19 protein-coding genes are annotated in these 23614 nt (G+C 59.0%); 15 read left to right on the top strand and 4 right to left on the bottom strand.

Features of this window, described 5'->3' with window-relative positions:
* Nucleotides 1–86: 86 nt before the first annotated feature.
* The 5 genes from ACQUTG_RS07950 to dinG all read left to right on the top strand — a co-directional run bounded on the left by ACQUTG_RS07950 (nucleotide 87) and on the right by dinG (nucleotide 7085).
* A complete protein-coding gene (locus ACQUTG_RS07950; RefSeq protein ID WP_428919258.1) occupies nucleotides 87–863 on the top strand; it encodes an MlaA family lipoprotein in 777 nt (258 codons plus the stop codon).
* A gap of 26 nt (nucleotides 864–889) precedes the next feature.
* Complete coding sequence (locus ACQUTG_RS07945; protein ID WP_428918888.1) at nucleotides 890–2377, top strand: DUF3336 domain-containing protein; 1488 nt, start codon at nucleotides 890–892, stop codon at nucleotides 2375–2377.
* Nucleotides 2378–2472: 95 nt separating this feature from the next.
* Entirely contained in the window at nucleotides 2473–4182 is a 1710-nt protein-coding gene (locus ACQUTG_RS07940) for an ExeA family protein (protein ID WP_428918887.1), read from the top strand.
* A 3-nt stretch (nucleotides 4183–4185) separates the two neighbouring features.
* A complete protein-coding gene (locus ACQUTG_RS07935) occupies nucleotides 4186–4896 on the top strand; it encodes a general secretion pathway protein GspB (RefSeq protein WP_428918886.1) in 711 nt (236 codons plus the stop codon).
* The gene (gene dinG, locus ACQUTG_RS07930; protein WP_428918885.1) at nucleotides 4896–7085 is read left to right on the top strand and encodes an ATP-dependent DNA helicase DinG; all 2190 of its coding nucleotides are present in this window, start codon (nucleotides 4896–4898) and stop codon (nucleotides 7083–7085) included. The genes ACQUTG_RS07935 and dinG overlap by 1 nt, the downstream gene beginning before the upstream one ends.
* 248 nt (nucleotides 7086–7333) lie before the next feature.
* Here dinG and ACQUTG_RS07925 read toward each other — a convergent pair whose 3' ends face one another.
* A complete protein-coding gene (locus ACQUTG_RS07925) occupies nucleotides 7334–10069 on the bottom strand; it encodes a LuxR C-terminal-related transcriptional regulator (protein ID WP_428918884.1) in 2736 nt (911 codons plus the stop codon).
* Nucleotides 10070–10263: 194 nt separating this feature from the next.
* Between ACQUTG_RS07925 and cysB the strand changes: the two genes are divergently transcribed.
* Nucleotides 10264–11241, top strand: coding sequence for an HTH-type transcriptional regulator CysB (gene cysB, locus ACQUTG_RS07920; protein WP_091999352.1), 978 nt, complete (start codon nucleotides 10264–10266; stop codon nucleotides 11239–11241).
* Between the two features lie 31 nt (nucleotides 11242–11272).
* Here cysB and ACQUTG_RS07915 read toward each other — a convergent pair whose 3' ends face one another.
* Nucleotides 11273–11995 (bottom strand): phosphoadenylyl-sulfate reductase, encoded by a 723-nt coding sequence (locus tag ACQUTG_RS07915; RefSeq protein ID WP_428918883.1) that lies wholly within the window; start codon nucleotides 11993–11995, stop codon nucleotides 11273–11275.
* A 210-nt stretch (nucleotides 11996–12205) separates the two neighbouring features.
* Between ACQUTG_RS07915 and thrH the strand changes: the two genes are divergently transcribed.
* Nucleotides 12206–12820 (top strand): bifunctional phosphoserine phosphatase/homoserine phosphotransferase ThrH, encoded by a 615-nt coding sequence (gene thrH / locus ACQUTG_RS07910; protein ID WP_428918882.1) that lies wholly within the window; start codon nucleotides 12206–12208, stop codon nucleotides 12818–12820.
* Nucleotides 12821–12929: 109 nt separating this feature from the next.
* Here the strand turns inward: thrH and pabB are convergent, their stop codons facing one another.
* The gene (gene pabB / locus ACQUTG_RS07905) at nucleotides 12930–14297 is read right to left on the bottom strand and encodes an aminodeoxychorismate synthase component I (protein ID WP_428919257.1); all 1368 of its coding nucleotides are present in this window, start codon (nucleotides 14295–14297) and stop codon (nucleotides 12930–12932) included.
* 181 nt (nucleotides 14298–14478) lie between these two features.
* On the opposite strand from pabB, the gene ACQUTG_RS07900 reads away from it, so the two are divergent.
* Together ACQUTG_RS07900 and ACQUTG_RS07895 are read left to right on the top strand one after the other, a co-directional pair.
* Entirely contained in the window at nucleotides 14479–15093 is a 615-nt protein-coding gene (locus ACQUTG_RS07900; RefSeq protein ID WP_428918881.1) for a hypothetical protein, read from the top strand.
* Nucleotides 15094–15261: 168 nt separating this feature from the next.
* Complete coding sequence (locus tag ACQUTG_RS07895) at nucleotides 15262–16236, top strand: DUF6160 family protein (RefSeq protein WP_428918880.1); 975 nt, start codon at nucleotides 15262–15264, stop codon at nucleotides 16234–16236.
* A 134-nt stretch (nucleotides 16237–16370) separates the two neighbouring features.
* Here ACQUTG_RS07895 and ACQUTG_RS07890 read toward each other — a convergent pair whose 3' ends face one another.
* A complete protein-coding gene (locus ACQUTG_RS07890) occupies nucleotides 16371–16988 on the bottom strand; it encodes a hypothetical protein (protein ID WP_428918879.1) in 618 nt (205 codons plus the stop codon).
* Between the two features lie 177 nt (nucleotides 16989–17165).
* Here ACQUTG_RS07890 and ACQUTG_RS07885 point away from each other — a divergent pair, with 177 nt between their 5' ends.
* The 6 genes from ACQUTG_RS07885 to ACQUTG_RS07860 all read left to right on the top strand — a co-directional run bounded on the left by ACQUTG_RS07885 (nucleotide 17166) and on the right by ACQUTG_RS07860 (nucleotide 23613).
* On the top strand, nucleotides 17166–18188 hold the full coding sequence (locus tag ACQUTG_RS07885; protein WP_428918878.1) for a DUF58 domain-containing protein: 1023 nt from the start codon (nucleotides 17166–17168) through the stop codon (nucleotides 18186–18188).
* Nucleotides 18185–20275: a transglutaminaseTgpA domain-containing protein gene (locus ACQUTG_RS07880; RefSeq protein WP_428918877.1), complete on the top strand. Its 2091-nt coding sequence runs from the start codon at nucleotides 18185–18187 to the stop codon at nucleotides 20273–20275. The genes ACQUTG_RS07885 and ACQUTG_RS07880 overlap by 4 nt, the downstream gene beginning before the upstream one ends.
* Nucleotides 20272–21303 carry a DNA polymerase III subunit delta' gene (holB, locus tag ACQUTG_RS07875; RefSeq protein WP_428918876.1) on the top strand — a complete coding sequence of 344 codons (1032 nt, stop codon included), beginning with the start codon at nucleotides 20272–20274 and terminating at the stop codon, nucleotides 21301–21303. Before ACQUTG_RS07880 ends, holB begins: the two co-directional genes overlap by 4 nt.
* A 121-nt stretch (nucleotides 21304–21424) precedes the next feature.
* Nucleotides 21425–21775: a PilZ domain-containing protein gene (locus ACQUTG_RS07870; RefSeq protein WP_091999324.1), complete on the top strand. Its 351-nt coding sequence runs from the start codon at nucleotides 21425–21427 to the stop codon at nucleotides 21773–21775.
* Between the two features lie 13 nt (nucleotides 21776–21788).
* Complete coding sequence (locus tag ACQUTG_RS07865; RefSeq protein ID WP_428918875.1) at nucleotides 21789–22709, top strand: alpha/beta fold hydrolase; 921 nt, start codon at nucleotides 21789–21791, stop codon at nucleotides 22707–22709.
* Nucleotides 22702–23613 carry a DUF4892 domain-containing protein gene (locus tag ACQUTG_RS07860; protein ID WP_428918874.1) on the top strand — a complete coding sequence of 304 codons (912 nt, stop codon included), beginning with the start codon at nucleotides 22702–22704 and terminating at the stop codon, nucleotides 23611–23613. The genes ACQUTG_RS07865 and ACQUTG_RS07860 overlap by 8 nt, the downstream gene beginning before the upstream one ends.
* The last annotated feature ends 1 nt before the right edge of the window (nucleotide 23614 follow it).

The raw sequence follows: 23614 nt of genomic DNA, 5'->3' as shown, positions 1-23614 counted from the left end.
CTCCGGAAGAAAAAAATATAATGACAAGCGGATAGCGCCGGTATTTTCGACGAAGCGAAACATGATTCACAACCCGAGAATGTATGATGAGACAATTTTTTTCCGGGCGCTTTCCCCTGGTCACGCTGATTCTGGCCATGCTGCTGGCCGGTCAGGTACAGGCCCAGGCGATGCAGGAGCCCGCGCCGGAAGGTTCCACGCCGGTTGATCCGAAAGATCCTTACGAATCCTGGAATCGTAGCGTCTTCACCTTTAACGAAACCATCGATCGCTGGGTCCTGAAGCCGGTGGCGCAGGCCTATAGGACAGTTACGCCGACCCCGGTGGATCGGGGTGTCACCAACTTCTTCAATAACCTGCAGGAAGTCAGGAACTTCATCAACAGTCTGCTGCAGCTGAAGGGCGAGTCCGCCGTCGTTGCTGCCGGGCGATTTACCTATAACACGGTATTCGGGCTGGGCGGCCTGTTCGATGTGGCAACAGCATTTGATCTGCCGGAGCGGCCGGAAGATTTTGGCCAGACCCTGGGGTACTGGGGGGCCGGCTCCGGACCGTACCTGATGCTTCCGTTCCTGGGCCCGTCGACTCCCCGGCACTTTGGCGGCCTGGCCACTGATGGATTTGTTTTTCCGTCACTGTGGGATGCTGCAGAAAGTCCAGAGGTCTACTACGCCCGGGCATTGCAGATCGTGGACAAGCGGGCCGATCTGATTCCGGCTGAAGGGTTTATCTCCGGCGACAGTTACATCTTTGTGCGCAATGCTTTCCTGCAACGCCGCGAATACCTGATCAATGATGGTAAGGTGACAGAAGATCCATTTGCCAGTGACGATGACGAAGACCTGATGCTTGAGGGTTTCTGACCGGCGCAACACGTGAGGAGGCCAGGGTGATCAAGGATGCGAGGATTGCGAAATACCGGAAGATGCTGGCGCAGGCGCCGAATTACGAAGTCTGGAAAGCCGCAGCCCTGGAGCTGGATTTTCTGGAAGGCAATGCCGAGTGGAAGGAAGAGTTTGTCTCTGACCTCTACCACTACGAGCTCATCTACGATCGTCTGAGCAATCTCAAGCAGTACCGACAGCAGAATGACTTCGAGCGGCTCAAGCGTGCGCTTCGCGAGGGTCTGCACCACGACCTCGGCAACATGGGCAATCCCGCCCTCTATACGCGATCGAGGGTCGGTACCAAACACCTGATCGAGGAATACATCACCCAGGTCTGTGAATCCCTCGATTTTCTCTGCGACAACCCGGTACCGGGATTCCCTGTGGCAGACAAACTCCAGTTCTTCCGCGATACCCTGACCAGTTATGGCCGGCCCACGCTGTTGCTCAGTGGCGGTGCCACTCTGGGTATGTTCCATTTCGGGGTGATCAAGGCGCTCTGGGAAAAAGGATTGTTGCCCCAGGTAGTGGCTGGTTCCAGCAGCGGTGCCATTATCGCGGCCATTCTGGGTGTTCACACCGACGCCGAAATCCCGGAAATGCTGGTTCCTGAGAACCACAACCTCAAGGCCTGGAAATGGCGCGGCCTGCTCAGTGCCATGCGTGGTGACGGCCTCATGGATCAGGAGCAGCTCCGTACCTGCCTGCGCGACAATGTTGGAGAGTACACCTTCGAAGAGGCCTATCAGCGCACCGGCCGGTCGATCAATGTCAGTGTGTCACCCGTCCAGGTTCACCAGAAGGCCAGGCTCCTGTGCGGATACACCTCGCCCTATCTACTGGTCTGGAGTGCGGCATTGGCCAGCGCTGCGGTACCCGGGATCTTCCCGCCGGTCACCCTGATGAAGAAGGACCTGCACGGCAATGCGCTGCCCTACATGCCGAAAGTGCAGTTTGTGGATGGGTCCGTGGTCAGCGATCTGCCTATTGAGCGCCTGATGCACCTGTACGATGTGAACTTCACCATTGTCAGCCAGACCAACCCGCACGTAGTGCCGTTTCTGAGCGGCCGGGGCGAGGATGAAAAACTCTCCCTGGCCAGGCTTCCGGCGCACCTGTTCAAGTCCGAGATCCAGTTCCACGGTCAGGGCGTGTTCGATTACCTGCGCAAACGTATGCGGCCTGAACTGCTGCGACAGTTGTCGGGGCAGCTGTACACCATCATGGCCCAGCGCTATTCCGGGGATGTCACCATCGCACCGTCCTACTCTGTGCGGGATTTCAGCCGGATGCTGGCCAATCCCGATCCGGCCTATGTCCGGGAGATGATCCTGGCGGGCGAACGTGCCACCTGGCCGAAAATCTCGATGATCCGTTCCCATGCCCGGATTTCCAAGACCCTGGAGCGCTGCGTAAGGCGCCTTAAACAGCAGAATCGACGAACCGCTGAACTCCGGCTGATAAGCAATTCGGATTCCAATGCATCCTGAGATGACACACCGTTGAAACGGGCGCTATCATACCGCCATAACAAGCCGGGCAGGTGAATCTCTTGCCCGGTGCCTGAGCATCTGACTGGACGTCCATGTACTACGATTTCTTCGGGTTCCGGGAACCGCCGTTCTCCATCGCGCCAGACCCCCGCTATCTGTACCTGAGTGAGCGCCACAAGGAGGCGCTGGCTCACCTGATGTATGGGGTGAAGGGGCAGGGTGGCTTCATCGTGATTACCGGGGAGGTAGGGACCGGCAAGACAACGGTGAGCCGCTGCTTTATCGAGAATGCCCCGGACAACGTCGACATTGCCCTGATCCTCAATCCCCGGCTGTCTGCCCAGGAACTGCTATCCGCGATCTGCGACGAGTTGCGGATTGCCCACGAGCCTGGCGCCACCATCAAGCAGCTGGTGGACCTGATCAACCGGGATCTGCTCGATGCCCACGCCGCCGGTCGTCACAAGGTATTGCTGATTGACGAGGCCCAGAACCTGTCCGCCGATGTGCTGGAACAGCTGCGGTTGCTGACCAACCTTGAGACCGCCGAGAAAAAGCTATTGCAGATAGTCCTGCTCGGGCAGCCGGAGCTGCAGCAGATCCTGTCCCTGCCCGAACTGCGCCAGCTCAACCAGAGAGTCACGGCCCGCTACCACCTGGATGCCATCAACCGGAACGAGCTGCCGGCTTACCTGAAATACCGCCTCGGAGTGGCCGGGATGCGCGGGGATATCTTCTCCCAGGGCGCCATCAACCGGCTTTACAAGGAGAGCCAGGGCATTCCCCGCCTGATCAACCTGATCAGCGACCGGGCACTGCTGGGTGCCTACGCCGAAGGCGAACACGAAATTACCACCGGTCATATCAAACAGGCGGCGAAGGAAGTTCGGGGTGGCAATTCGGCCCCTGTCACCGCCAATAGCGGCTCCGGCCGCGGTTCGCAGTACCTGATGCTGGCGGCCTCCATTCTTTTGGCGATCATGGGGACGGTCTGGCTGGTTGAGCGTTGGCCACTGGCCGACACTGTCGAGTTGGCCGCCGAGACCGAAACTGGACAGGCGGGTGCAGTTGACCGGGAAGCCGAATCACAGGGAGCGGCCGACGAAGCCACCGCTGAAGTTGCCACTGAGGGAACCCCGGGCACGGAGTCTGTCCGGGAGCCGCTGGCCGCTTTCCAGTTCTCCGAAGACAGGGTCGATGCGACGGGCGCTTTCCGTTTACTTTTCGGCCTGTGGCAAAAGAGCTATCGCCCCGGGGATCATCCCATTGCCTGTGATTATGCCCGCACTGTAGGCCTGGGATGCCTGGAACGACAGGGAACACGTCGGAGCCTCGAATTCCTCAACCGACCGGCCATGCTCCAGCTTCGGAACCAGGCCGGTGATACCGGCTATGCCGTGCTCAAGTCCCTCAATGGAGACCTCGCGGAAGTCATGCTCCCCGGGGGGCAATCCCGGGAAATGTCCTTTGCCAGCCTGGAGCAATACTGGTTCGGAGAGTACCGGGTGCTGTGGCGCTTGCCCGAATACATGACCGGTGACGATTTCTATGCCTCCGGAAGTGGCCAGCAGTTGTGGATCGGCGCCAGGATGATGGAGCTGGCCGACCGGTATACGGATTCTGCTACCGAAAATGGCCGTGTAAAGCGGATGTCGGCAGAGCAACAGGTCCGTTGGTACCAGGAAATCAGGGGTTTGACGGTGGACGGCATCGCCGGCGCCATGACGGTTATCCAGATCAATAACGATCTGGATGCCCCGGGCCCGCGCCTGGTGCCCCGTATTTCGAGCAGTAAGGGGTAAGCCGTGTCCTATATCCTAGATGCGCTCCGGAAATCCGAAACCGAACGGCGGCAGGGCAAGGTTCCGGACCTCGGCCAGCAGGTTCAGTTGATTCACCGGCCCAAAAAGAAGCGGAGCAGTTCGGCTGCGGTCTGGATTGCTCTGGCATTACTGGTGAATGCGGCAGTTCTGGCGGTGGTGTTCTGGCCGGACCAGGGCTTGATCGCGACTCCCTCACAGCAACAGGCGCCGGCGATTGCCAGAAAGGACGTCGCCATGGAAACCCGCCAGGAAGCGCCTGCTGACGTTCCGGAACCCGTTGGCCAGGCAACGGCGGATGACTGGGTGGCCGAAACCGGTGAGGCGGAAGAACCGGAGCCCCGGGCTGGCCCGGAACCGCAGGTTTCGGAGAAGCCGACGATCATTGTGCCTTCAGTGGCTGCCAACGATGGCAATCCGGTGTTGCCTGAAGTCGAAAGCTCAGGCAGGGTACCGCATCTTGTCGAGTTACCCCTGTCATTCCAGAAGAGCATTCCCGATTTGACCTTTAACAGCCATCTCTACTCATCCGACCCGTCTTCAAGCCGGGTGATGATCAACGACAACTACCTGCGCGCCGGAGATACCTTCTCCGGGTTGACGGTGGAGCGCATCACCGAAGACGGTGTGGTGCTCAGCAGGAAGGGGCAATCGTTCAGGGTCGGCACGGTCCGCGACTGGGTGAGCCCGCGCTGATGGCACTGACGGAAGAGATCAAGCAACAGATCCAGCAAGGTTACCGGGACGTTCTGGCCGGCAAGGACATCCGGGCCCGCTATGGCCAGCGGCTGATGATCGCCGAGATTGCCCGCTATATGGGTGAGATCACCGAAAACGATGGCCAGCGCACCTCGCCGCCCGCCACTTGTGTGGTGGAAGCAGGAACCGGTACCGGCAAGACCCTGGCCTACCTGATCGCCGCGATTCCGGTCGCCAAGGCCCTGGGCAAGACCCTGGTGATTTCCACGGCCACGGTGGCGTTGCAGGACCAGATCGTCCTCAAGGATCTGCCGGACCTGAAGAAGCACAGCAAGATGGATTTCTCGTGGACACTGGCCAAGGGCCGGGGCCGCTACCTGTGCATGTCCCGCCTGGAGGCAAGGCTCCACGATGAGGGCAACGGTGACAGTGACACCATGCCCCTGTTCCTGCTGGACAGCCCATCCGGGGACGAGCCGGGCTCCCGTGCGTTCTTCGAGGAAATGCTGGCCAGCTACGGATCGAGGAAGTGGGATGGAGACCGGGACCACTGGCCGGAGCAGATTCCCGATGACGTCTGGCGTCAGGTCACCACCGACCACCGGCAGTGCACCAACCGCCATTGCAGCTATTTTGACAGCTGCGCCTTTTTTGATGCCCGCAAGGACCTGGACGACGCCGATATCGTCGTCGCCAACCATGACCTTGTGCTTGCCGACCTGGCGCTGGGAGGCGGTGCCATCCTGCCTGAGCCGGAAAACGCCCTGTTCATTTTTGACGAGGCCCACCACCTGCCTGACAAGGCCCTGAACCATTTCGCCGCCTCGGTACCCCTGAACGCCACCCGACAGTGGCTCAAACAATTGTCCCAGGCGCTGGTGAAGATGCAGCCGTTCCTTGCGCCCGGTACCCAGGCGGTCAAGACCCTGGACAAGATCAGCACGGCGGCCCGTGATGTGGACCAGATGCTTACGCGGGTCTATGAGGAAGCGGAACAGAACACCGGTTGGGAGTTCAATGAGGAGCGCAGGACCGCCCAGTGGCGTTATCCGGAAGGCGAGTTGCCGGAGAAACTGGCCGAGCTTGCCGGTGAGGCCCGCATCGCCACGGCTGGCCTGGTCCGCCATCTTGGCGCCCTGGCCGATGAACTCCAGGCGGCCTTTGACGACCGCAAGGAACACGACATCGACCGGGATACCGCCGAGGCGTGGTATCCGGTGATCGGCTCCTTCCACAGCCGCTCCGAAGAACAACTGAGGCTCTGGGCGGCGTGGTGTGACCAGGCCGGTGCCGGCAGCCAGGAAAAACAGGGTGATGAAGAGCAGGGCTCACCCGCCCCAAAATCCAAGAGCCCGCCATCGGCCCGCTGGGCGGTGCGGCAGCGCTGGGATCACGCCGAAGATATCACTCTCTACAGCTCGCCGGTGCTGGCGGATAACCTGCTGTATGCCCGGCTCTGGTCACGGGCCTACGGCGCGGTGCTGACCAGTGCGACGCTGACCGCACTGGGCCGGTTTGACCGCCTGAGATCCCGGGCGGGGTTGCCGGAGGCGACCAAATACCTGGTGGTGCCCAGCTCCTTCCGTTATGGCGAAATGGCAACCGTGGAGGTGCCTGCCATGAAAGCCATGCCCAACGAGGATGCCTTTACCGATGCCCTGGTCGAGCGACTGCCGGACCTTTGGGCCGGAGAAAAGGCCACCCTGGTGTTGTTCACTTCCCGACGGCAGATGCAGCAGGTTCGTGATGCCCTGGCCCCGGAATATCCGGATCTGATCCTGACCCAGGACGACATGGCCAAAGGCGAAGTGCTGCGACAGCATTGCAGCCGGGTGGATGAGGGACGGCCGAGTGTATTGTTCGGGGTAGCCAGCTTTGCCGAGGGCATTGATTTACCGGGCAAGTATCTGCACCACGTGGTGATCACCCGGTTACCATTCTCGGTCCCGGACGACCCCATCGAAGCCAGTCTCGCGGAATGGGTAACCCAGCGCGGTGGCAATCCGTTCATGGAAATCACCGTTCCGGATGCCTCGGTGAAACTGGTGCAGGCAGTTGGTCGACTATTGCGCACCGAGCAGGACACCGGCCGGGTAACCATCCTGGACCGACGCATCATTGCCCGCCGCTATGGCCAGCTGTTGCTGGATGCCCTGCCGCCGTTCCGCAGGATCATTGAGCACTGATAAAAAAAGAGCCGTCCCATTGGGCGGCTCTTGGCGAAGGGGTTCTTTTCGAACCCGGGCGTCGAAACAACGCGGTACAAGAGAAGTCTGAAGGCCTGAAGTTTCAGAATTCCTGGGTGGGGCTTTGCCTCACCGTCGGGAGAATAATAGGGGAGTAGAGGGCGTAGACGGATCGTCCAAAGGGCGTAGTCGCTGCGGAAAGGTTCTGTGAAATGTGAGGGCCGTCACGGTTTTAGTCTGACGCCCGCTCAGGATTCCAGCAACCCCAGCTCCCGGGCCCTGGCCAGGGCCTCGGTCCGGCGCCCCACGGCAAGCTTGCCATAGAGGTTGCGGATATGGGCCTTGACCGTTGCCGGCGCCACCTCCATCTTGTTGGCGATGTCCTTATTGGCCAGGCCCTGGTTGATCAGCGCCAGAACTTCCATTTCCCGTTGGCTCAGCGGCTCCACGAGGCCCCCGTGATCTTCCGCCAAAGAGGATGGGTGGCCGCCGGATGGTTTTGTCGCCTGCTGTATATCTGCAATCCGGGTGCTCTCCAGTTCCCGGAGCATACCCAGGACTCGCCGGTTCCAGCTACCCGGTGTCCGGAGCGCGGGCAGATCGAGCAACATTTCCCGAATCCGCGGGCTTTCCTCGCCAAAGAGCCGGACAAAGCCGGAGCCGGAGGCAAGCTCGAGCGCCTCGCTCAACAGAGTGTTGGCTTCTTCTGCGTGTCCGAGAAGGTCCTGCGCTTCCGCCGAAACCAGCAGGATCTCAACCAGATGGCGATTGTGGGCATGGCGTGAAGCTGATTCCCGCAGGCCCGCCAGGCAATCCAGTGCCTCCTCCGGCGTGCCCCGGGCATTCAATACCCGCGCCTTGCTGATGAGCAACTGCTCCCGGTTCAGGGGATTGGTGGCCTCTTCATCCTCCATGGCCGACATTATGCCCGCGGCCTTTTCGAGGTGGCTCTCTGCCAGGAAACAGCGCGCGAGCAGGGCGGCGCTGGCCGGAGGTTCAAAGACAATGTGGTCCCGTCGTTTCCTGCTGGTTTGCCAGGCATCTTCAAGGGCTTCGATGGCATCCCGGAACCGGCCTTCACTGAAGGCCAGATGCCCGCGCACGTACTGAATCACCACATGCTGCCCGGGTTCTGTGCCGTTACTGACATGCTCGAGAAGAGGCGCAAGGTGGCTCCGGGCCAGCTCCGGCTCGTTACATTCCCGGTAGATCTCGGTCAGGGCACTGTTCTGCCAACACGAAATCAGCCGTGGCTGGCTCGGATCGGCGTAATGCCTGTCCACCCATCGGCGAATTTCGGTGCAGGTTTCCAGGGCCAGGTCGATATCGCCCCGGTTGTACTGAATCCAGGCCAGCAGTCCACCACTGGAAAGTACGGTGCTGGGTTTGCGCTCTACCTGCCCATAATGGATGGCGGAGCGCAGGGCGTCCTCGGCCTCGGGCAATTCACCGCGTCCGAAACAGTCCAGGCCAATTCCGTAGTAGGTAACGGATTTCAGGGGGATCCGGGTGTGGTCGATTTCCTCCAGCACGCGACGGGTGAGGTCGCTGGCCGCCTTGTCGTCGCTCCGGGAGCGGGCAAGGTAGGAACGGATCAGGGAAATCTCGCTGTGCAATCCGAGCGCACCCTCGGCATCCGGGTGGGAATCGGCTACTCGCCGATCAAGAAGATCCTCAAGGGCAACGAGCAGGGGTTCCAGGCTGTCGACACGATTGGCAAAGAACAAACCCCAGATCTTCAGCATCTGTAATTGCGGGCTTTCGCTCATCAGGTGATCTGGTAGCGCTGCAAGCCAGTCCAGTACCGGCAGGTGAAAGCCACCGTGGATCAGGTTGTTGCCATGCTCGGATAGCACCCGGGCCAGCCAGGGCCAGTCCTGGTGTCGCACAATCTGGGCAATGGCTTCCTGTACGTGGCCGTGACTCAGTAGCCAGTGGACGGTTTTGCGCCAGAGCATTTCGGCCGGTTCCGGCTGCGTGTGTTGCATCCGCCTGGAAAGGGCATCCCGGAACAGATCATGGTAACGGAACCACCCGTTGTGATTGTCCAGCGGAATCAGGAACAGGTTTTGCCGGAGAAGTTCTTCCAGAATTTCCTGGCTGTCGTCCCGTCCCCGGATGCTGTTGCACAGGGAGGCATTCAGGCGGGGGCAACAGGCGGTTTCCAGGAGGAAGTCAGCCAGGTGGGAGGGCTGTTTTTCGAGCACCTCGGTCAGCACGTAATCGCTGATATGGCGCTCGTCCACCTCGAGGTTTCCGGCAGGCTTTGCCAGTCCCCCGGAAATACTGCTGTCACCGGAAAGTGCGGACAACTGCATGGCGGCAACCCAGCCCTCGGTTTTGCGGCAAATCGCGCGGGCATCTTCGTCGGTGATCTTCAGCCCCATGGTGTCCCGGAAAAATTGCCGGCACTCCTCCTCGGAGAACGCGAGCAATCCGGGATGGATATCCTCTACCCAGCGGCGAACCCGCCAGCGCGCAAGCGGGAGCGGTGGCTCAGTACGTGAAGCCAGGCAAACCAGCACGCCGGGCGGAAGGTAATCAATAAACCAGGCCAGCTGGCGGTGGATGGTGTCATCCTGGATAAAGTGGTAGTCATCCAGGACCAGGGCCCAGGCACCGCCGTCCCGAGCCAGCTCGTTGATCAGTGCCGTGATGCCGGCGGTGGGATCTCCGTCGTCTTCCTGCGCCAGCAGTTTGTGGCACTGGGCCATGCCCGGCAGACCCGCATATTCGAAAGCGCCGATCACGTACTGCCAGAATCGTCGGGGCTGGTCATCGTGCTCGTCCAGGGAAAGCCAGGCGGTGGGAGAGGAGGTGCGGGCACACCACTGGCTGACCAGGGTGGTTTTGCCAAATCCGGCCGGAGCAATGACCAGATCGAGGCGTTTCGGCCCTGCAGGATCCAGCAAGGCGCGCAGCCGATCGCGGGGAACCGCTCTCGGATCGGAACTGGGCCGTAGGAATTTCGTGGTAAGCAGCATTGGTTCCCTGAATGCCGGAATTTAAAGACGTAAAGCGGATTGTGTGCTTTGCGTCAGACAAGTCAAGGTTTCTAATGACTCAGATTGCGGTTAGATGATGCGTAAATTCAATTTTGGTCTAAACTTTGGAAAAGGTTTTATCTATAATAAAAAAGAATGAAAGTTAAAGTTTTTATGCGGGAGTGCAGCAATCGATGAAATTACAACAATTGCGCTATATCTGGGAAGTCGCGCATCACGATCTGAACGTGTCCGCGACCGCTCAAAGTCTGTTCACCTCGCAGCCCGGGATCTCGAAGCAGATCCGTCTGCTGGAAGACGAACTCGGCCTGGAGGTGTTTGCCCGCAGCGGTAAGCATCTTACCCGTATCACTCCGGGCGGCGAGATCATAATCCGCGAGGCGGGCGAGATCCTGCGACGGGTGGAAGGCATCAAGAAAATCGCCCAGGAATTCAGTAACCAGCGTAAGGGTGACCTGAGCATTGCCACCACTCACACTCAGGCCCGCTATGCCTTGCCGCCGATTATCAGTGGTTTCATCGAAGAGTACCCGGATGTGTCGCTGCATATGCACCAGGGCACCCCGATGCAGATTTCCGAGATGGCGGCGAACGGCGCAGTGGATTTTGCGATTGCCACCGAGGCCATGGAACTGTTCAATGACCTGATCATGATGCCCTGCTACAAATGGAACCGCAGCGTCATCGTGCCCAAGGATCACCCGTTGGCCCAGAAGCCGGAGCTGACCTTGCCGGAGCTGGCAGAGTTCCCGCTGGTGACCTACGTGTTCGGTTTCACCGGTCGCTCCAAGCTGGACGAGGCCTTCCAGTCACAGGGTCTGACACCCAAGGTGGTGTTCACCGCCGCCGATGCGGACGTCATCAAGACCTATGTGCGCCTGGGGCTGGGCGTTGGCATTATCGCCAGCATGGCCTTTGATCCGAAGACCGATACCGACCTGGTCGCACTGGATGCCCGCAAACTGTTCCGGCCCAGTGTCACCCGGCTCGGCTTCCGCAAGGGCACCTTCCTGCGTGGTTATATGTATGACTTCATGCACAGGTTTGCGCCGCACCTCACCAAGGAGAGGATCGATGCGGCAGTGGCCCATCAGGGCAGTCGGTCGGAGATCGAGGAATTGTTCAAGGACGTGGAACTGCCCACCTATTAAGTGGGCAGTCCGAAAGGATCGGTGGGCCCGGTCAGTCTTTGGCGATCAGGTTCCCGGCGTGCAGGCCACATTCCTTTTTCGTGGCCTCTTCCCACCACCAGCGGCCTTCCCGCTCATGCTGACCCGGCAGCACCGGCCGGGTGCACGGCTGGCAGCCGATACTGACAAAGCCTTTCTCATGCAATTCGTTGTAGGGCGCCTCTGACATCCGGATGTAGTCCCAGACCTCCTTGGATGTCCAGTTGGCCAGGGGATTGAACTTCACCAGGGCCTTGTCTTCCGTTGAGAACGCCGTGTCTTCCTGCACGACCGGCACATCGTTTCGGGTACCTGGGCTCTGGTCCTTTCGCTGACCGGTAATCCAGGCATCCACCGTCGCCAGTTTGCGTTTCAGCGGATGGACCTTGCGGATGCCGCAGCACTCGGAATGTCCGTCCTCGTAAAAACTGAACAAGCCCTTGCGATTGACCAGATCCTGCACTTCCGCTGCGTCGGGGAACAGCACCTCAATCTCGATGCCGTAATGCTTGCGAACCTTCTCCACAAACTCATAGGTTTCCGGATGCAGCCGGCCGGTATCCAGGGTGAACACCTGCAGGTTGTCGGTAAGCTTGTGGGCCATTTCAATCAGGACCACATCCTCGGCACCGCTGAACGAGATAGCAATGTTGCCGTAACGCTGGAGTGCGGCCTTGAGGATGGCCCTGGGGCTTTGGCCCTCGAGTTCCGTGCGAAGGGTGTCGATATCGGTCATGGAGAAAACATACCTTTAATCAATGTTCAGGCAGGCTAACATTAAATCCTTCATAGCCGGAAGGAATGACAATCTATATATTTATACCTTATTGCCCTGGTTTCGAAAGCCAGAATCACGATGCATTCCGCACCGGATTTCCTTATCATACGCTCCTGATCAATCACGAGCGGCAGCTCAGCCACCGAACCACGTAATCAGGAGACCATTGTGGAACTCGCATGTCTTGACCTTGAGGGAGTACTGATCCCGGAAATCTGGATCGCATTCGCCGAGAAAACCGGCATTGAAGAACTCAAGGCCACCACCCGTGACATTCCCGATTACGACGTGCTGATGAAGCAGCGCCTGCGCATTCTTGACCAGCACGGCTATGGCCTGCCGCAGATCCAGGAAGTGATCGGAGAGCTGGACCCGCTGCCCGGCGCCCGGGAATTCCTCGACTGGCTGCGCGAGCGCTTCCAGGTGGTGATTCTGTCAGACACCTTCTACGAGTTCGCCATGCCCCTGATGAAAAAACTGGGCTACCCGACACTCCTGTGCCACAAACTCGAAGTGGCCGAGAATGGCCAGATCACCAACTACCTCCTGCGCCAGCGCGACCCGAAGCGTCAGTCAGTCCGCGCCTTCCAGCTGCTGAACTACCGCGTCATCGCTGCCGGTGACTCCTACAACGACACCACCATGCTGGGCCAGGCAGAGCAGGGCATCCTCATCCACGCCCCGCAGAACGTTATCGACGAATTCCCCCACTTCCCGGCCGTCCACAACTTCGACGAGCTCAAGCAGGAATTCCTCAAAGCCAGCACCGTCCACGACTGCTGATTGGCGCAGAAGCCGGGGTCTGAAGAACGCTTTCTTCTGACCCCATTTTCAGGATGAGGCCAGATCTCCGGGGTCAGATGAAAGCCTTCATCTGACCCCACCTTCACCTCTAACCCTTCCCCCCTGGTCCAATCTCCAACTCCTCCAAAAAACCCATCAAAGACCCAACCTTAGCCAACGTCTCCTGATATTCCGCCTCAGGATCCGAATCCGCCACAATACCCCCACCACCCCAGCACCGAATGGTCCCCCCGCCATCACAGAGCAGGGTGCGAATCGCAATATTGCTATCCAGCCGGCCATCCAGCCCGTAATAAAACACCGAGCCACAGTAAGGCCCACGCCAATGCGGCTCCAGCTCCCGGATAATCTCCATCGCCCGGATCTTCGGCGCACCGGTAATGGAGCCCCCGGGAAACGCATCAAAAAACGCCTTCAGCGGCGAAACCCCCTCAGCCAGCTCCGCACGAATATGGCTGACCAGGTGATGCACATTCCGATAGGACTCCAGCGCAAAAAGCTGGTCCACCGAAACGGACCCGGTGGCCGCATTCAGACTCAGATCATTGCGCAACAAGTCCACAATCATCAGGTTCTCGGCCCGATCTTTCTCGGAAGCCTGAAGCTCGGTCGCAAGCGCCGCATCCTCTTCCGGAGTTTTCCCGCGTGGCCGGGTACCCTTGATAGGACTTGTCTTTACCGTTCGCCCTTCAATCTCGAGAAATCGCTCCGGAGAGATGGAAAGGACCGAATACTCACCAGCCCGGATAAAAGCGCTGTAGGGCGTGGGGTTGGCCTCCGCCAATGCCTGAAATGCACACCAGGGATCGCCGCTGAATTTTCCGACAAACTCCTGGGACATATTGGCCTGATAGCAGTCACCAGCCTGGATGTAGTCCCGGACAGCCTGAACCCCGGCTTTGAAGGATTCAGGAGACTGCCGGGGCTTGAAAGGTTCGATGATCTTCCAGCTGCATGGCTCACCGCCTGCGGGTTCGGAAAGCCATCGGCTTATCTGCCCAACCAGATTCTCCGGGCATTCCGGGTGAATCCAGAGGAAATAGTCACCAGTGTGCCGGTTGTGGCTGGCCATCCAGAGGTACAGGCCCGCGGAAAGCAACGGCACAGGTAGAGTGGGGCAGATGGGCGCAAGACGCGGTTCGCGGATATAGCCGAGCTCGTAACTCAGAAACCCAATCCAGCCACCGACCAGGCACTTTATGCCAGCCGAGTATCCCGCGTATCTGTTGGCTGCCGATTCCATCTCCCCTGCCAACCGTACAAGCCCGTCATTGTCAGTATCTCCTGAATGCAACCCACGGGTTTCTGCCGCATAGCACGAAAACCCGCGCCAGGTGCCACGTCCGGCGCCTTCGCCCACAGTCCCAACATGAACAAAATCATCCTGTTGAGAAGCGTATTGCAGCAAGCGAGAAAAGTCCTCCCGAGAAAGCTGGCGGGTTGTAGCCGGGCTCAAGGTACCTCCGAAGAATTTTGGAAGAATGATAAACAGGGCACAAAACGGGCGTTGTCGCGTTTGTCGCGCCACTGATCTAATGAAAATGACGGAGAACAAGGGTAGCGATCGAACAAGCGATATTTTACCGCACTAAGGCCGGCCCTTCTTCAAAAGACCAAAGAATATAAGGACAACAATGATGATGGCGAATGTGAAACCGCTCTTTCTATCGACTTTTCTTCTTCTCGCTGCGACCTCCCCAGCGACTATGGCTCAGGAAGGAGTTGATGAAGAAATACCGGATCGCAACGCACTCTCTGATGGAAAGCTGACCTCGGATGAGATCAAACAGTACGCCGGCTTGGCTGCAAACCATATGCAGAAATTAACGGCCGTGGCTCGTGAGGAGGTGGGCGCAGAGCTGGAGCAAAGCGGGGTCGTCATCCCTGCAGCCTGGATGATGATGAATGACGGTGAAGTCAAGCGTGTCCGTCTGGGCGAAAGTGGCGAACAAGCTGCTGCAACCATGAAGGTACTTATGTTCAGGGCAGCTCTAAAATCCCTCGCTCGACACGGCAAGATTCTCGCAACCGCAATCGTTTACGCGGGGACAGTGGAAGAGGGTGACAACACTCGAGTGCTTGCAATTGAACATGAGCATCGTTTGGGGCTCTCAGGTTTGCAGGTGGTTCCCTATCGTTTTGAGCAGGGCAACCTGAGCTTTGGCAAGCCTAACACGCAGAAAAAGCCATACGAACTCTTCTACGATGGCCGGGAAACTGAGGGCGAAGTGCAGGGCCAGGACAAAACGTGACGTAAATCCGTTTTGTAACCGTTCGTTTCAGTGTGGTGGAGAATTGTGAGTGCAATCACGGATTCAGACTGTAAAACAATCTTAAATGGATTTGTGGGATCACAGATCCTGCTTCAAAAAAAATACAGACTCACACAAGAATAATGATGAGTTTATAAGGAGATAAGAATGAAAGGCCTGAAGAAAATTGCACTTGCTACAGCCGTAGCTGCTGCTCCGTTCGCCGCGCAGGCAGAACTGACAGCACTGAATGACTCTGCGATGGGTAACGTGACCGGTCAGGCCGGTGTGACCATCGAGCTGGAAACCCAGGTCAGCATTGGTCAGTTCAAGTACACCGATACCGATGGTGGCGGTGCTGAAGAGATCGGTGGTGGTTCCTTTACCGTGAATGATATTGAATTGGGTGGTGCTGGCCTCGTGACTGGCGCAAACCCGATTTTCGATACTACCGGTGACGGCAATGCTGACACCGCTGCTACGGCTCTGTTGGACGACCTGTCGATCGATATCGATCTCGATGCCGACGGTGATGCAGTCATCTCTGTACACACTATCAGTGGCCAGCCCATCGACTGGGGCTTCACCGCCTCGTCAATGAACCTGGAAGGCACTGATAGCACAACTCTGATCTCCGGTCTGAGCGCCTGGGGTATGCTGGCCAAGCTGGATATCCGTGTGGATACCGAAGATGCTGCGACCAACCTCGGAGGTACTGGTGATGGTTCGCTGAATATCGATACCGCGTTTACGGTTAACAACATGAATTTTGATGTACCGTTCCTTGCAGTTGGTATTCAGGGCATGTCTATTACCGGTGCCGGCGCTAACTTTGATTACGATGGAGACGGTTCCATCATGTCGGCAGATGCGGATGGGGAATTCGGTCTTGATCCGGCTTCCAAAGAAGCGAAGGTCATGGCTGGCTTTGCAAACGTGAACATGGATGTCTACAAAGGCAATGGGCTGGACGGTTCTGGCCTCGGCACCTCTGGGGCTACCGACGTTCTGCGAGTTGACGTCAACAATGTCGTGATGGATATGAACATTGCCAGCGTTGCGATTGGTGGAACCAGCATCGGTTCTGTCGCCCTGGACAACCTGCATGTTCAGAACACCAGGATGGCTATCTACGGTCACTAATTTGACCTGATACCATTTTGGATGAAGCGCCCCGCATTGCGGGGCGCTTTCATTTGTAGCGAAGCAATCATGCTTGGACACAAAAAATGGCAGCTACCTTGCCGCCATTTTATAGTTAACATTGGGGCTGTCTGCTACTCCTCAGGCACCGCAATAGAAAGATCAAACCCACCCCCAGCCCGTGGCGTCAGACTAACCGGCCCCTCATTAATCGCCTCCGGAATCCGGATCTGATCAATCCCCGGCGGGTTGCCAATCGAGAAATTCACATTCTGCCCATCGAAACCGACGCTAAGTTGGTCATTGAGAAACGTCTGGGTAAACGGCTCGTCGGGAATCTCCATCTGCTGACCAAAGATCAGCGGCGGGATTGTGGGCGTGAACTCGGCAATAGGCTGGGCGGCAGCCAACTGATCCGTGGGCAGCAGCAGGGCGCGGCGGATGAATTCTTCTTCCGCGGCGGCGAGGGCGTCTTCCCGGTCATCTTCCATGTACTTCTGTAGCAGGTCCCGATAGGCCTCTTCTTCAGATTCGGTGAGCACGGGCTCGCCCGGGGAAATGGTCAGGGAACGGATGATGCGCCGGCGGTCGGCCTCGGATTTCCGTTTTTCCTTGGGTACGATGATGACCGCTGAGTCCTTGACGTAGGTTTCCACCATTTCGTCGGAGGTCAGGGCTTCCACGCCCGCGTTTGCCGCCAGGTTGGCGGTCAGGCCGGCGATAGCGCTGGCGAGCAGATGTGTGCCTTTCATGATATGGCCTCGTCCTTTGATCTGCTTCTCAGTATTCGGTTTGTTGGACAGTTTTTCAACCGAGGTGGATCGGGATTGTGATCAGTCTCTTTGAATTGTCAGTATCTTTATAAAAAGCCGCAGTTTCATTGGTATAGTCGTGGAACTTTTCCGTTCGTACATGGCCAGAAGGGCAGGATGATCAAAGTATTTCGCGAACGCTGGCAGCGCTGGGTGAACCGTCGGGTCCCCCGATCGGACAGTCAGTCCTTCAATCAGAAGAACATCTTTATTCTCCCGACCGGAGCCGGCGTGGTCTTTGGTATCTTGCTGTTGGTGATGTTGATTACTGGCATCAATTACCAGAACAGCCTGATCTATCTCACTACTTTTTTGCTTGGCGCACTGTTTGTTGGCGCGATGCACCAGACCCATCGCAACCTGTCAGGACTGCAACTGACGGTGACCCAGCCAGGCGAGGGCTTTGCCGGTGACGAGGTTCCCTACCGGTTCCGGGCGTCCGCCGGCAAAGGTCCGGCCATTGCGATTCGCCTCTCCTGTGAGGATTCCACGCTTGCCCCTTTCCATATCCCCGCCGGTCAGGCGCTGGATGTAACGTTGTCGGTGCCCTCGGCCCACCGTGGTTACCTCCGGCCGGAAATGATTCGGATCGAAACCCGTTTTCCTTTCGGCTTGCTGAAAGCCTGGTCCTGGGTTCGGCCGGTATCGCCGGCGATCATTTTTCCCCGCCCCGTGGTAGCGCCCGATGTCGGAAGTACCGTCGAGGATGGAGACGAAGATACTGCCCAGCGCCCAACCGTCGGAAACGACAACGCGGACCTGCGTCCATGGCGTGAGGGTGACTTGAGTCAGCGTGTCATGTGGAAACGCTATGCCCGCACCGGGCAAATGGTGGTTGCGGACTGGGAAGGCGAGCAGGGAAACCCGCAGTGGCTGGATTTCTTCGCGTTTGCCGGCGCGGACAATGAACTGAGGCTGAGCTATCTCGCCTGGCAGGTGCTGGAGCGGGGCAAGGCCAGCACGCCGTTCGGTCTGAATCTGCCAGGCCAGGTGATTGAGCCTGACCAGGGACCAGCCCACGTCACCCGCTGCCTCCGCGCCCTGGCTGTTTGGGGCGAGGAGCCTCCGAGAGATGCGATAGCGGCGGAGCATGGATCCCGCCGACATGAAGTTCCGAGAGAGAAGGAGGCGGCCGCATGAAATTGACCCAGGCCTTCTCTCTCGGGCGTGAGGCTGTTGAGCCGGCGAACGCTCTGCCTTCGAATGCCTTGCTCTGGCTGATCGGTAGCTTCGCCATCCTGTTGGCGCCCCAGTGGGACCGGCTGCCGATATGGCTGGTCGCCGCCTGCGGAATACTGGCAGTGTGGCGGTGGCTTGCGCAGGAGGGCCGGGTCCGGTTGCCGGGGCGCTGGTTGCGCACCGGCATCATGCTGGTGCTGATCTCCGTGTATGTCGCCACCGTGCAGGGCCGTTTTACCGTGGATACCGCGGCCTCGTTCTTTGTGCTGGCGGTGGGGCTGAAATGGCTGGAAACCCGCTCGACGCGGGACTTCTACGTGCTGTTTTTCATCCTGGTGTACCTGGCCGGGGTCAATTTCCTGTTCCAGCAGAATATTCTGTGGTCGTTGGTGAACTTCCTTGCGGTTGCTTTACTTCTGGTCGGGTTGCAGGTGCTCAATGCCCCGGACCTGCCCAGCGATATGCCTTCCGGCTGGCGTCGCCTGGGCGGACTGCTGCTGAAGACCCTGCCGGTCGTGGTGCTGCTGTTTGTTTTCTTCCCCCGCATGGCCCCGCTCTGGAGTGTGCCGCTGGTTTCCGGCGAAGCCCGTTCGGGCATCAGCGATACCATGCGGCCGGGGGACATCTCCAACCTGGCGCAAAGCAGCGAGCGGGCCTTCCGGGCAACGTTCGGAGGTGAAATACCGGCCTACCGCGATCGTTACTGGCGGGGCCTGGTGCTGGATTACCTGGATGGTGAAACCTGGCGTCAGGGGCGTGAAGAGGGTTTCCGTCGACCGGGCCGGATTGCGATGGATGGCGGTGTAGGGACCCTGGGTGGCAGTGAATATGATGTGCTGATGGAGCCGACCGATCAGCGTTGGGCTTTTGCCCTGGAGGGCTCCTCGCCGGTTTCCGACAACGTGGTGGAAGAGGGCGATGACCTGTTCCGGTTCCGCCGGCCAGCGGACAGCCCGATGCGTTACCGTCTCAGACTTGATGAATCCCGGAGCTCTGGAAATGCCGAGCTGAGTCCGGCAGAGCGGCGCCGATTTCTGCAGTTGCCCGCGTCCGGCAATCCGAGGGCCCGTGAGCTTGCCCGCGAGCTGGACCAACGTTTTTCTGATGAGGGTGTTGTTGACTCGCTGCTGAGCCGGTTCCGTGAGCAGGAATACTTCTACACACTCCGTCCGCCAGCCATGCCGGAGGAGGGCATCGATGCCCTGTTGTTCGATCAGAAACGGGGCTTCTGTGCCCACTATGCGGGGGCTACCACCTTCGTTCTGAGGGCAGCGGGCATCCCGGCCCGGGTGGTTGTCGGCTATCAGGGCGGCGAGCCGGGTGCTGGCGGCGAATACCTGATTGTGCGCCAGTACGATGCCCACGCCTGGGTTGAGGTCTGGCTGGATGGCCAGGGCTGGGTGCGGGTCGATCCCACGGCGGCGATTTCACCGGCACGGATCGAGTCCGGACTCCGGGATGCGGTGGCAGAGGAAGGCTCGTTCCTGGAGGATGAGGTCCTCTCGGCGCAAAAATACGGGGATATGGCTCTGGTGCAATGGGCCAGCCTCCAGTTGGATCGGATCAACTACCAGTGGCAGCGCTGGGTGGTCGGCTACCAGGGCCAGAGCCAGATGGATCTGATGTCTCGCCTTCCTGGCGGTTTTGGTCTGCGTGAGCTCGGTTACCTGACTGCTGGCATTGTTGGTGGGGGATTGCTGATCGCTGGCCTGTTTTCAGCGTTGCAGTTGCGACGGGGTGAACGCCGGGACGATTTCCAGAAAGTGCTGCTATCCTGGCACCGGGCTTGCGAGAGTGCCGGCGTTCCGGTACGGCAGGGTGAAACGCCCAGTACCCTGGCAGACCGCCTGGCGCAAGCGCGGCCGTCGGTCACGGAAACGGCCCGTCGTTTTGCCCGGATGGTGAACAGCCATTACTATAAGCCGTCATCCGAATCCGATAATCAGGAACTGCGGCGTATGCGGCGGTTGCTGGGTACCATGAAGCGCCAGTTACGGGAAGCCTCACAGCGGCGTCAACCACACAGAGAATCCGGATCAGCATCGTGACCGATATCGCGCAAGACATGCCCTGGCTCCAGCGAGCCTGGCAACAGATCCAGGCCCGGCTCGCCGAGGACCGTCTGCCCCACGCCATGATCATCAATGGCGAGCGGGGTGTCGGGAAGCGGGCCTGGGCGGAAGCGGTGGCGGGGTTGCTGCTTTGCGACCGGCCGGTGAAGAATGAGGCAAGTCTCCCGGTCGCGTGCGGTCACTGCAAGCAATGCGAGCTTGTTGGCGCTGGCAGTCACCCGGATGTGCGGATCTATGCGCCGGAAAAATCCCGGATGGTCAAGGTGGACCAGATTCGTGCCCTGTCGTCGTTTGCCGTGGGCTCGCCCCAGGTCGCCCATCACAAGGTGGCGATCATTGATCGTGCCGACCAGCTCAACATTAATGCCGCGAATGCCTTGCTGAAAACCCTGGAGGAACCACTGGCGGACGTCACCCTGCTGTTGCTCCAGGAAAGCGGCCGCCCCGTGCTGCCAACCATCCGGTCACGCTGCCAGACCCTGAACATTCCTGTGCCAGCGCGGGAGCAGGCGGAACGCTGGTTGGTGGCGAAGGTGACGGAGCTGGACGAAGATCAGAGACCGTCCGCAGAGGTACTGGCCAAAGCGCTGATGCTGGCGGGTAACGCACCACGACTTGCCCTTGAATACGTCAATGGCGAGTTTCTCAAGCTTCGCGATGAGGCTTTCGAAAGCTTCAGGCAGTTCATGAAGGGGAAGATGCCCGTGGCCGAGGCCGCGAAGGCGTTCAAGGCCATGGGGCTGGACGATGCGCTGTTCCTGTTCGAAGGCTGGGCAGCGGACCTCGCACGCATGGCGGCCGGCGGCCAGGCCACGGACGCGGAGGCTGCAGACATGCTTGGATTCCTGGCGAACCGGAATCCGGCCTGGCGGGCCCATGAGCTCCTGGATATGATCCGGGAGTCGAGGGCAGCGGGTGTCTACAATGCCAATCCGGAGCTTGAAGCCAGCCGTTTGTTACTGGCCTGGCAGGCCCTGATGCCCAAGCGGCGCAAGGCGGGTTAACCGCGTTGCCGGTAAGGGCTACGCCTATGCGGGCCCAAGCTGCTATGATTGCGAAATGACAGGGATTTTCTTATCCCGGTATGAACGAGTTACCGTGACAACACAATAAAAGGTGTCAGATATGGGCCCAGGTTTTGGCGCGCGCAGTGGCATTCTCACCCTGACCATCAAGGACAAGGCAGTGCTGTATGCCGCCTACATGCCCTATATTCGTCAGGGCGGAATGTTTATCCCGACGCAGAAACAGTACCAGCTTGGTGACGAGGTCTTTCTCCTGCTCAACCTTATGGATGAGCCGGAAAAGATCCCCGTGGCCGGCAAGGTCATCTGGATAACACCCAAGGGTGCCCAGGGGAACCGCGCCGCCGGTATCGGCGTACAGTTCAACGGCGATGATGAAACGGCTCGTACCAAGATTGAATCCTACCTGGCCGGCTCCCTGAGTTCCGATCGCCCCACACACACCATGTGAGGCGTTCCGCTTCATGAACGATATGTCCGAAACCGCACGATCTGCCGGAAAACCGTTGTGTTGCTCGGAAACCGTCTGGCAGCTGGAAAACATCGATCTTGCCGGCCTTTCCTGGTCCGCCAATCCAGGAGTTAGCGGGCAACCACCGATTCTGATGCTTCATGGCTGGCTGGACAACAGCCTGACCTTCACAAAACTTGCCCCGGAACTTGCAAAGGTGGCCGATGTCCATGCCATCGATATGGCCGGGCACGGAAAATCGGGGCACCGTTCACCGGGACAGTCCTACCTGCTGATGGATTACGTGGCGGATCTGGCTGAAGTGATCGAACGGCATTTCAGCGAATCGGATGAAAGCCGGGTCGACCTGGTGGGGCACTCGCTCGGCGGCATCGTCAGCGCCCTGTACGCCGCGGCTTTCCCGGAAAAAGTCCGGCATCTGGTGATGATCGACAGTCTTGGCGCCATCAGTCGTCCGGTTGAAGAAACGATTCCCCAGTTGAGAAGGGCCATCAAGAAGCGCCTCAGTGGCTCGGGCAAGTCGGTGGTCTATCCGGATCTGACGACCGCGGCAAAGGCCCGGGAGGGCGGCGTTAGCCCGCTGAGCCATGAAGCCGCGTTGACCCTGGTGCCCCGAAATATGAAACCGTTTGGCGACGGTTACGTATGGTGTACTGATCCGCGTCTTCGTCACCCGTCCCCGCTGATGATGACGGAGGAGCAGGTGCTGGCTTCCCTGGAAGCCATCGAGACGCCGACGTTGTTCGTGCGTGCCGATGAAGGCCTGCTCTCCCATCGCAAAGGCCTGGACGACCGGGCTGAGCGGATCCGCAATCTCACAATGGCGCGCGTTCCGGGCGGCCATCATTGTCACCTTGATGGCGATACCGTTCCGGTGGCAGAAGCGGTAAGGGCATTTCTGACCAATGGTTAAACAATTGAGCGTAAAGTGGTTCGTTAAATTCCTTGGCGGGATGCTGGTCCTGTTGGCTACACTTTCGAATGGGGCGTTGGCATCCGGTTTTCCGGAACCTTTCCCCCAGTCTCAGCTGGAAACCAGCACCCGGATTCAGTCCAACGGCCATCTGGTGTTGTTCAGCCCGGTTCGGGAAGTGAATAATGAAATCCGTTCCGACACCATGGCGCGCCTGCCGGTCTCGGGAGAAGCCCGAATGTACCAGCTCAACCGGGATGCGGGCCGTGAAGGGGCCCGTGGCCATTATCGACAGTTGTTGCAGGCCCGGGGCGCTAGCGTTCTGTATGAATGTTCCGGGGTCAGCTGCGGCCGGAGTGTCATCTGGGCCAACCGTATTTTTGGCCAGGCGATCCTCAATGGCCGGGATTCCGAACAGGATTACCTGGTTGCCGGGTCACTGGATGAGGATGGAACCCGTTGGCTGACGCTCGTTTACACCGTAACCCGTGGCAACTTGCGTGAGTACGTCTGGGTCGAGCACCTCAGGCTCGGTGATGGTGCCGTCGTACCTGGATTCGATACGGGTTCCGATCGGATGTTCGGGCCGTTGATTGTTCCCTACGAGGGCGGCTTTACCTACAAGTTTGACTGGGCGGCAAGTGATCGTCGCAATCTGAGGGAGCAGGCTTCGGAAGAAGGCGCTACGGTGGTTCTGGTAGGATTCTCGTCACTGGGTGCGGAAGAGAGCCTTGACGATTCCCTCGAACGTGCCCGGGGTGCGACCGAATCCCTCTCCGAAGTGTTGGCGCGTATCGGGATCTCCCGGGAGCAGCAGAAAATACTGGTGGTTGGCCCGTTTATACCCATGGAAAACCCGGATCGTCAGGGTGATCGGGTGGAAGTGACCGTCATTTCGAGGTGAG

Origin of the sequence: Marinobacter sp. DUT-1 (assembly GCF_050379415.1) — a bacterium.
Classification (GTDB): Bacteria; Pseudomonadota; Gammaproteobacteria; order Pseudomonadales; family Oleiphilaceae; genus Marinobacter.
This window is presented reverse-complemented; position numbering and strand designations above follow the sequence as displayed.

Excerpts from the sequence above, each read along its gene's own strand:
- dinG (WP_428918885.1), top strand. The coding sequence starts at position 4,896 with ATGGCACTGACGGAAGAGATCAAGCAACAGATCCAGCAAGGTTACCGG.
- ACQUTG_RS07940 (WP_428918887.1), top strand. The coding sequence starts at position 2,473 with ATGTACTACGATTTCTTCGGGTTCCGGGAACCGCCGTTCTCCATCGCG.
- ACQUTG_RS07890 (WP_428918879.1), bottom strand. The coding sequence starts at position 16,988 with ATGAAAGGCACACATCTGCTCGCCAGCGCTATCGCCGGCCTGACCGCC.
- ACQUTG_RS07870 (WP_091999324.1), top strand. The coding sequence starts at position 21,425 with ATGGGCCCAGGTTTTGGCGCGCGCAGTGGCATTCTCACCCTGACCATC.
- ACQUTG_RS07895 (WP_428918880.1), top strand. The coding sequence starts at position 15,262 with ATGAAAGGCCTGAAGAAAATTGCACTTGCTACAGCCGTAGCTGCTGCT.
- ACQUTG_RS07865 (WP_428918875.1), top strand. The coding sequence starts at position 21,789 with ATGAACGATATGTCCGAAACCGCACGATCTGCCGGAAAACCGTTGTGT.
- ACQUTG_RS07900 (WP_428918881.1), top strand. The coding sequence starts at position 14,479 with ATGATGGCGAATGTGAAACCGCTCTTTCTATCGACTTTTCTTCTTCTC.
- cysB (WP_091999352.1), top strand. The coding sequence starts at position 10,264 with ATGAAATTACAACAATTGCGCTATATCTGGGAAGTCGCGCATCACGAT.
- ACQUTG_RS07860 (WP_428918874.1), top strand. The coding sequence starts at position 22,702 with ATGGTTAAACAATTGAGCGTAAAGTGGTTCGTTAAATTCCTTGGCGGG.
- ACQUTG_RS07950 (WP_428919258.1), top strand. The coding sequence starts at position 87 with ATGAGACAATTTTTTTCCGGGCGCTTTCCCCTGGTCACGCTGATTCTG.
- ACQUTG_RS07885 (WP_428918878.1), top strand. The coding sequence starts at position 17,166 with ATGATCAAAGTATTTCGCGAACGCTGGCAGCGCTGGGTGAACCGTCGG.
- ACQUTG_RS07880 (WP_428918877.1), top strand. The coding sequence starts at position 18,185 with ATGAAATTGACCCAGGCCTTCTCTCTCGGGCGTGAGGCTGTTGAGCCG.
- ACQUTG_RS07915 (WP_428918883.1), bottom strand. The coding sequence starts at position 11,995 with ATGACCGATATCGACACCCTTCGCACGGAACTCGAGGGCCAAAGCCCC.
- ACQUTG_RS07925 (WP_428918884.1), bottom strand. The coding sequence starts at position 10,069 with ATGCTGCTTACCACGAAATTCCTACGGCCCAGTTCCGATCCGAGAGCG.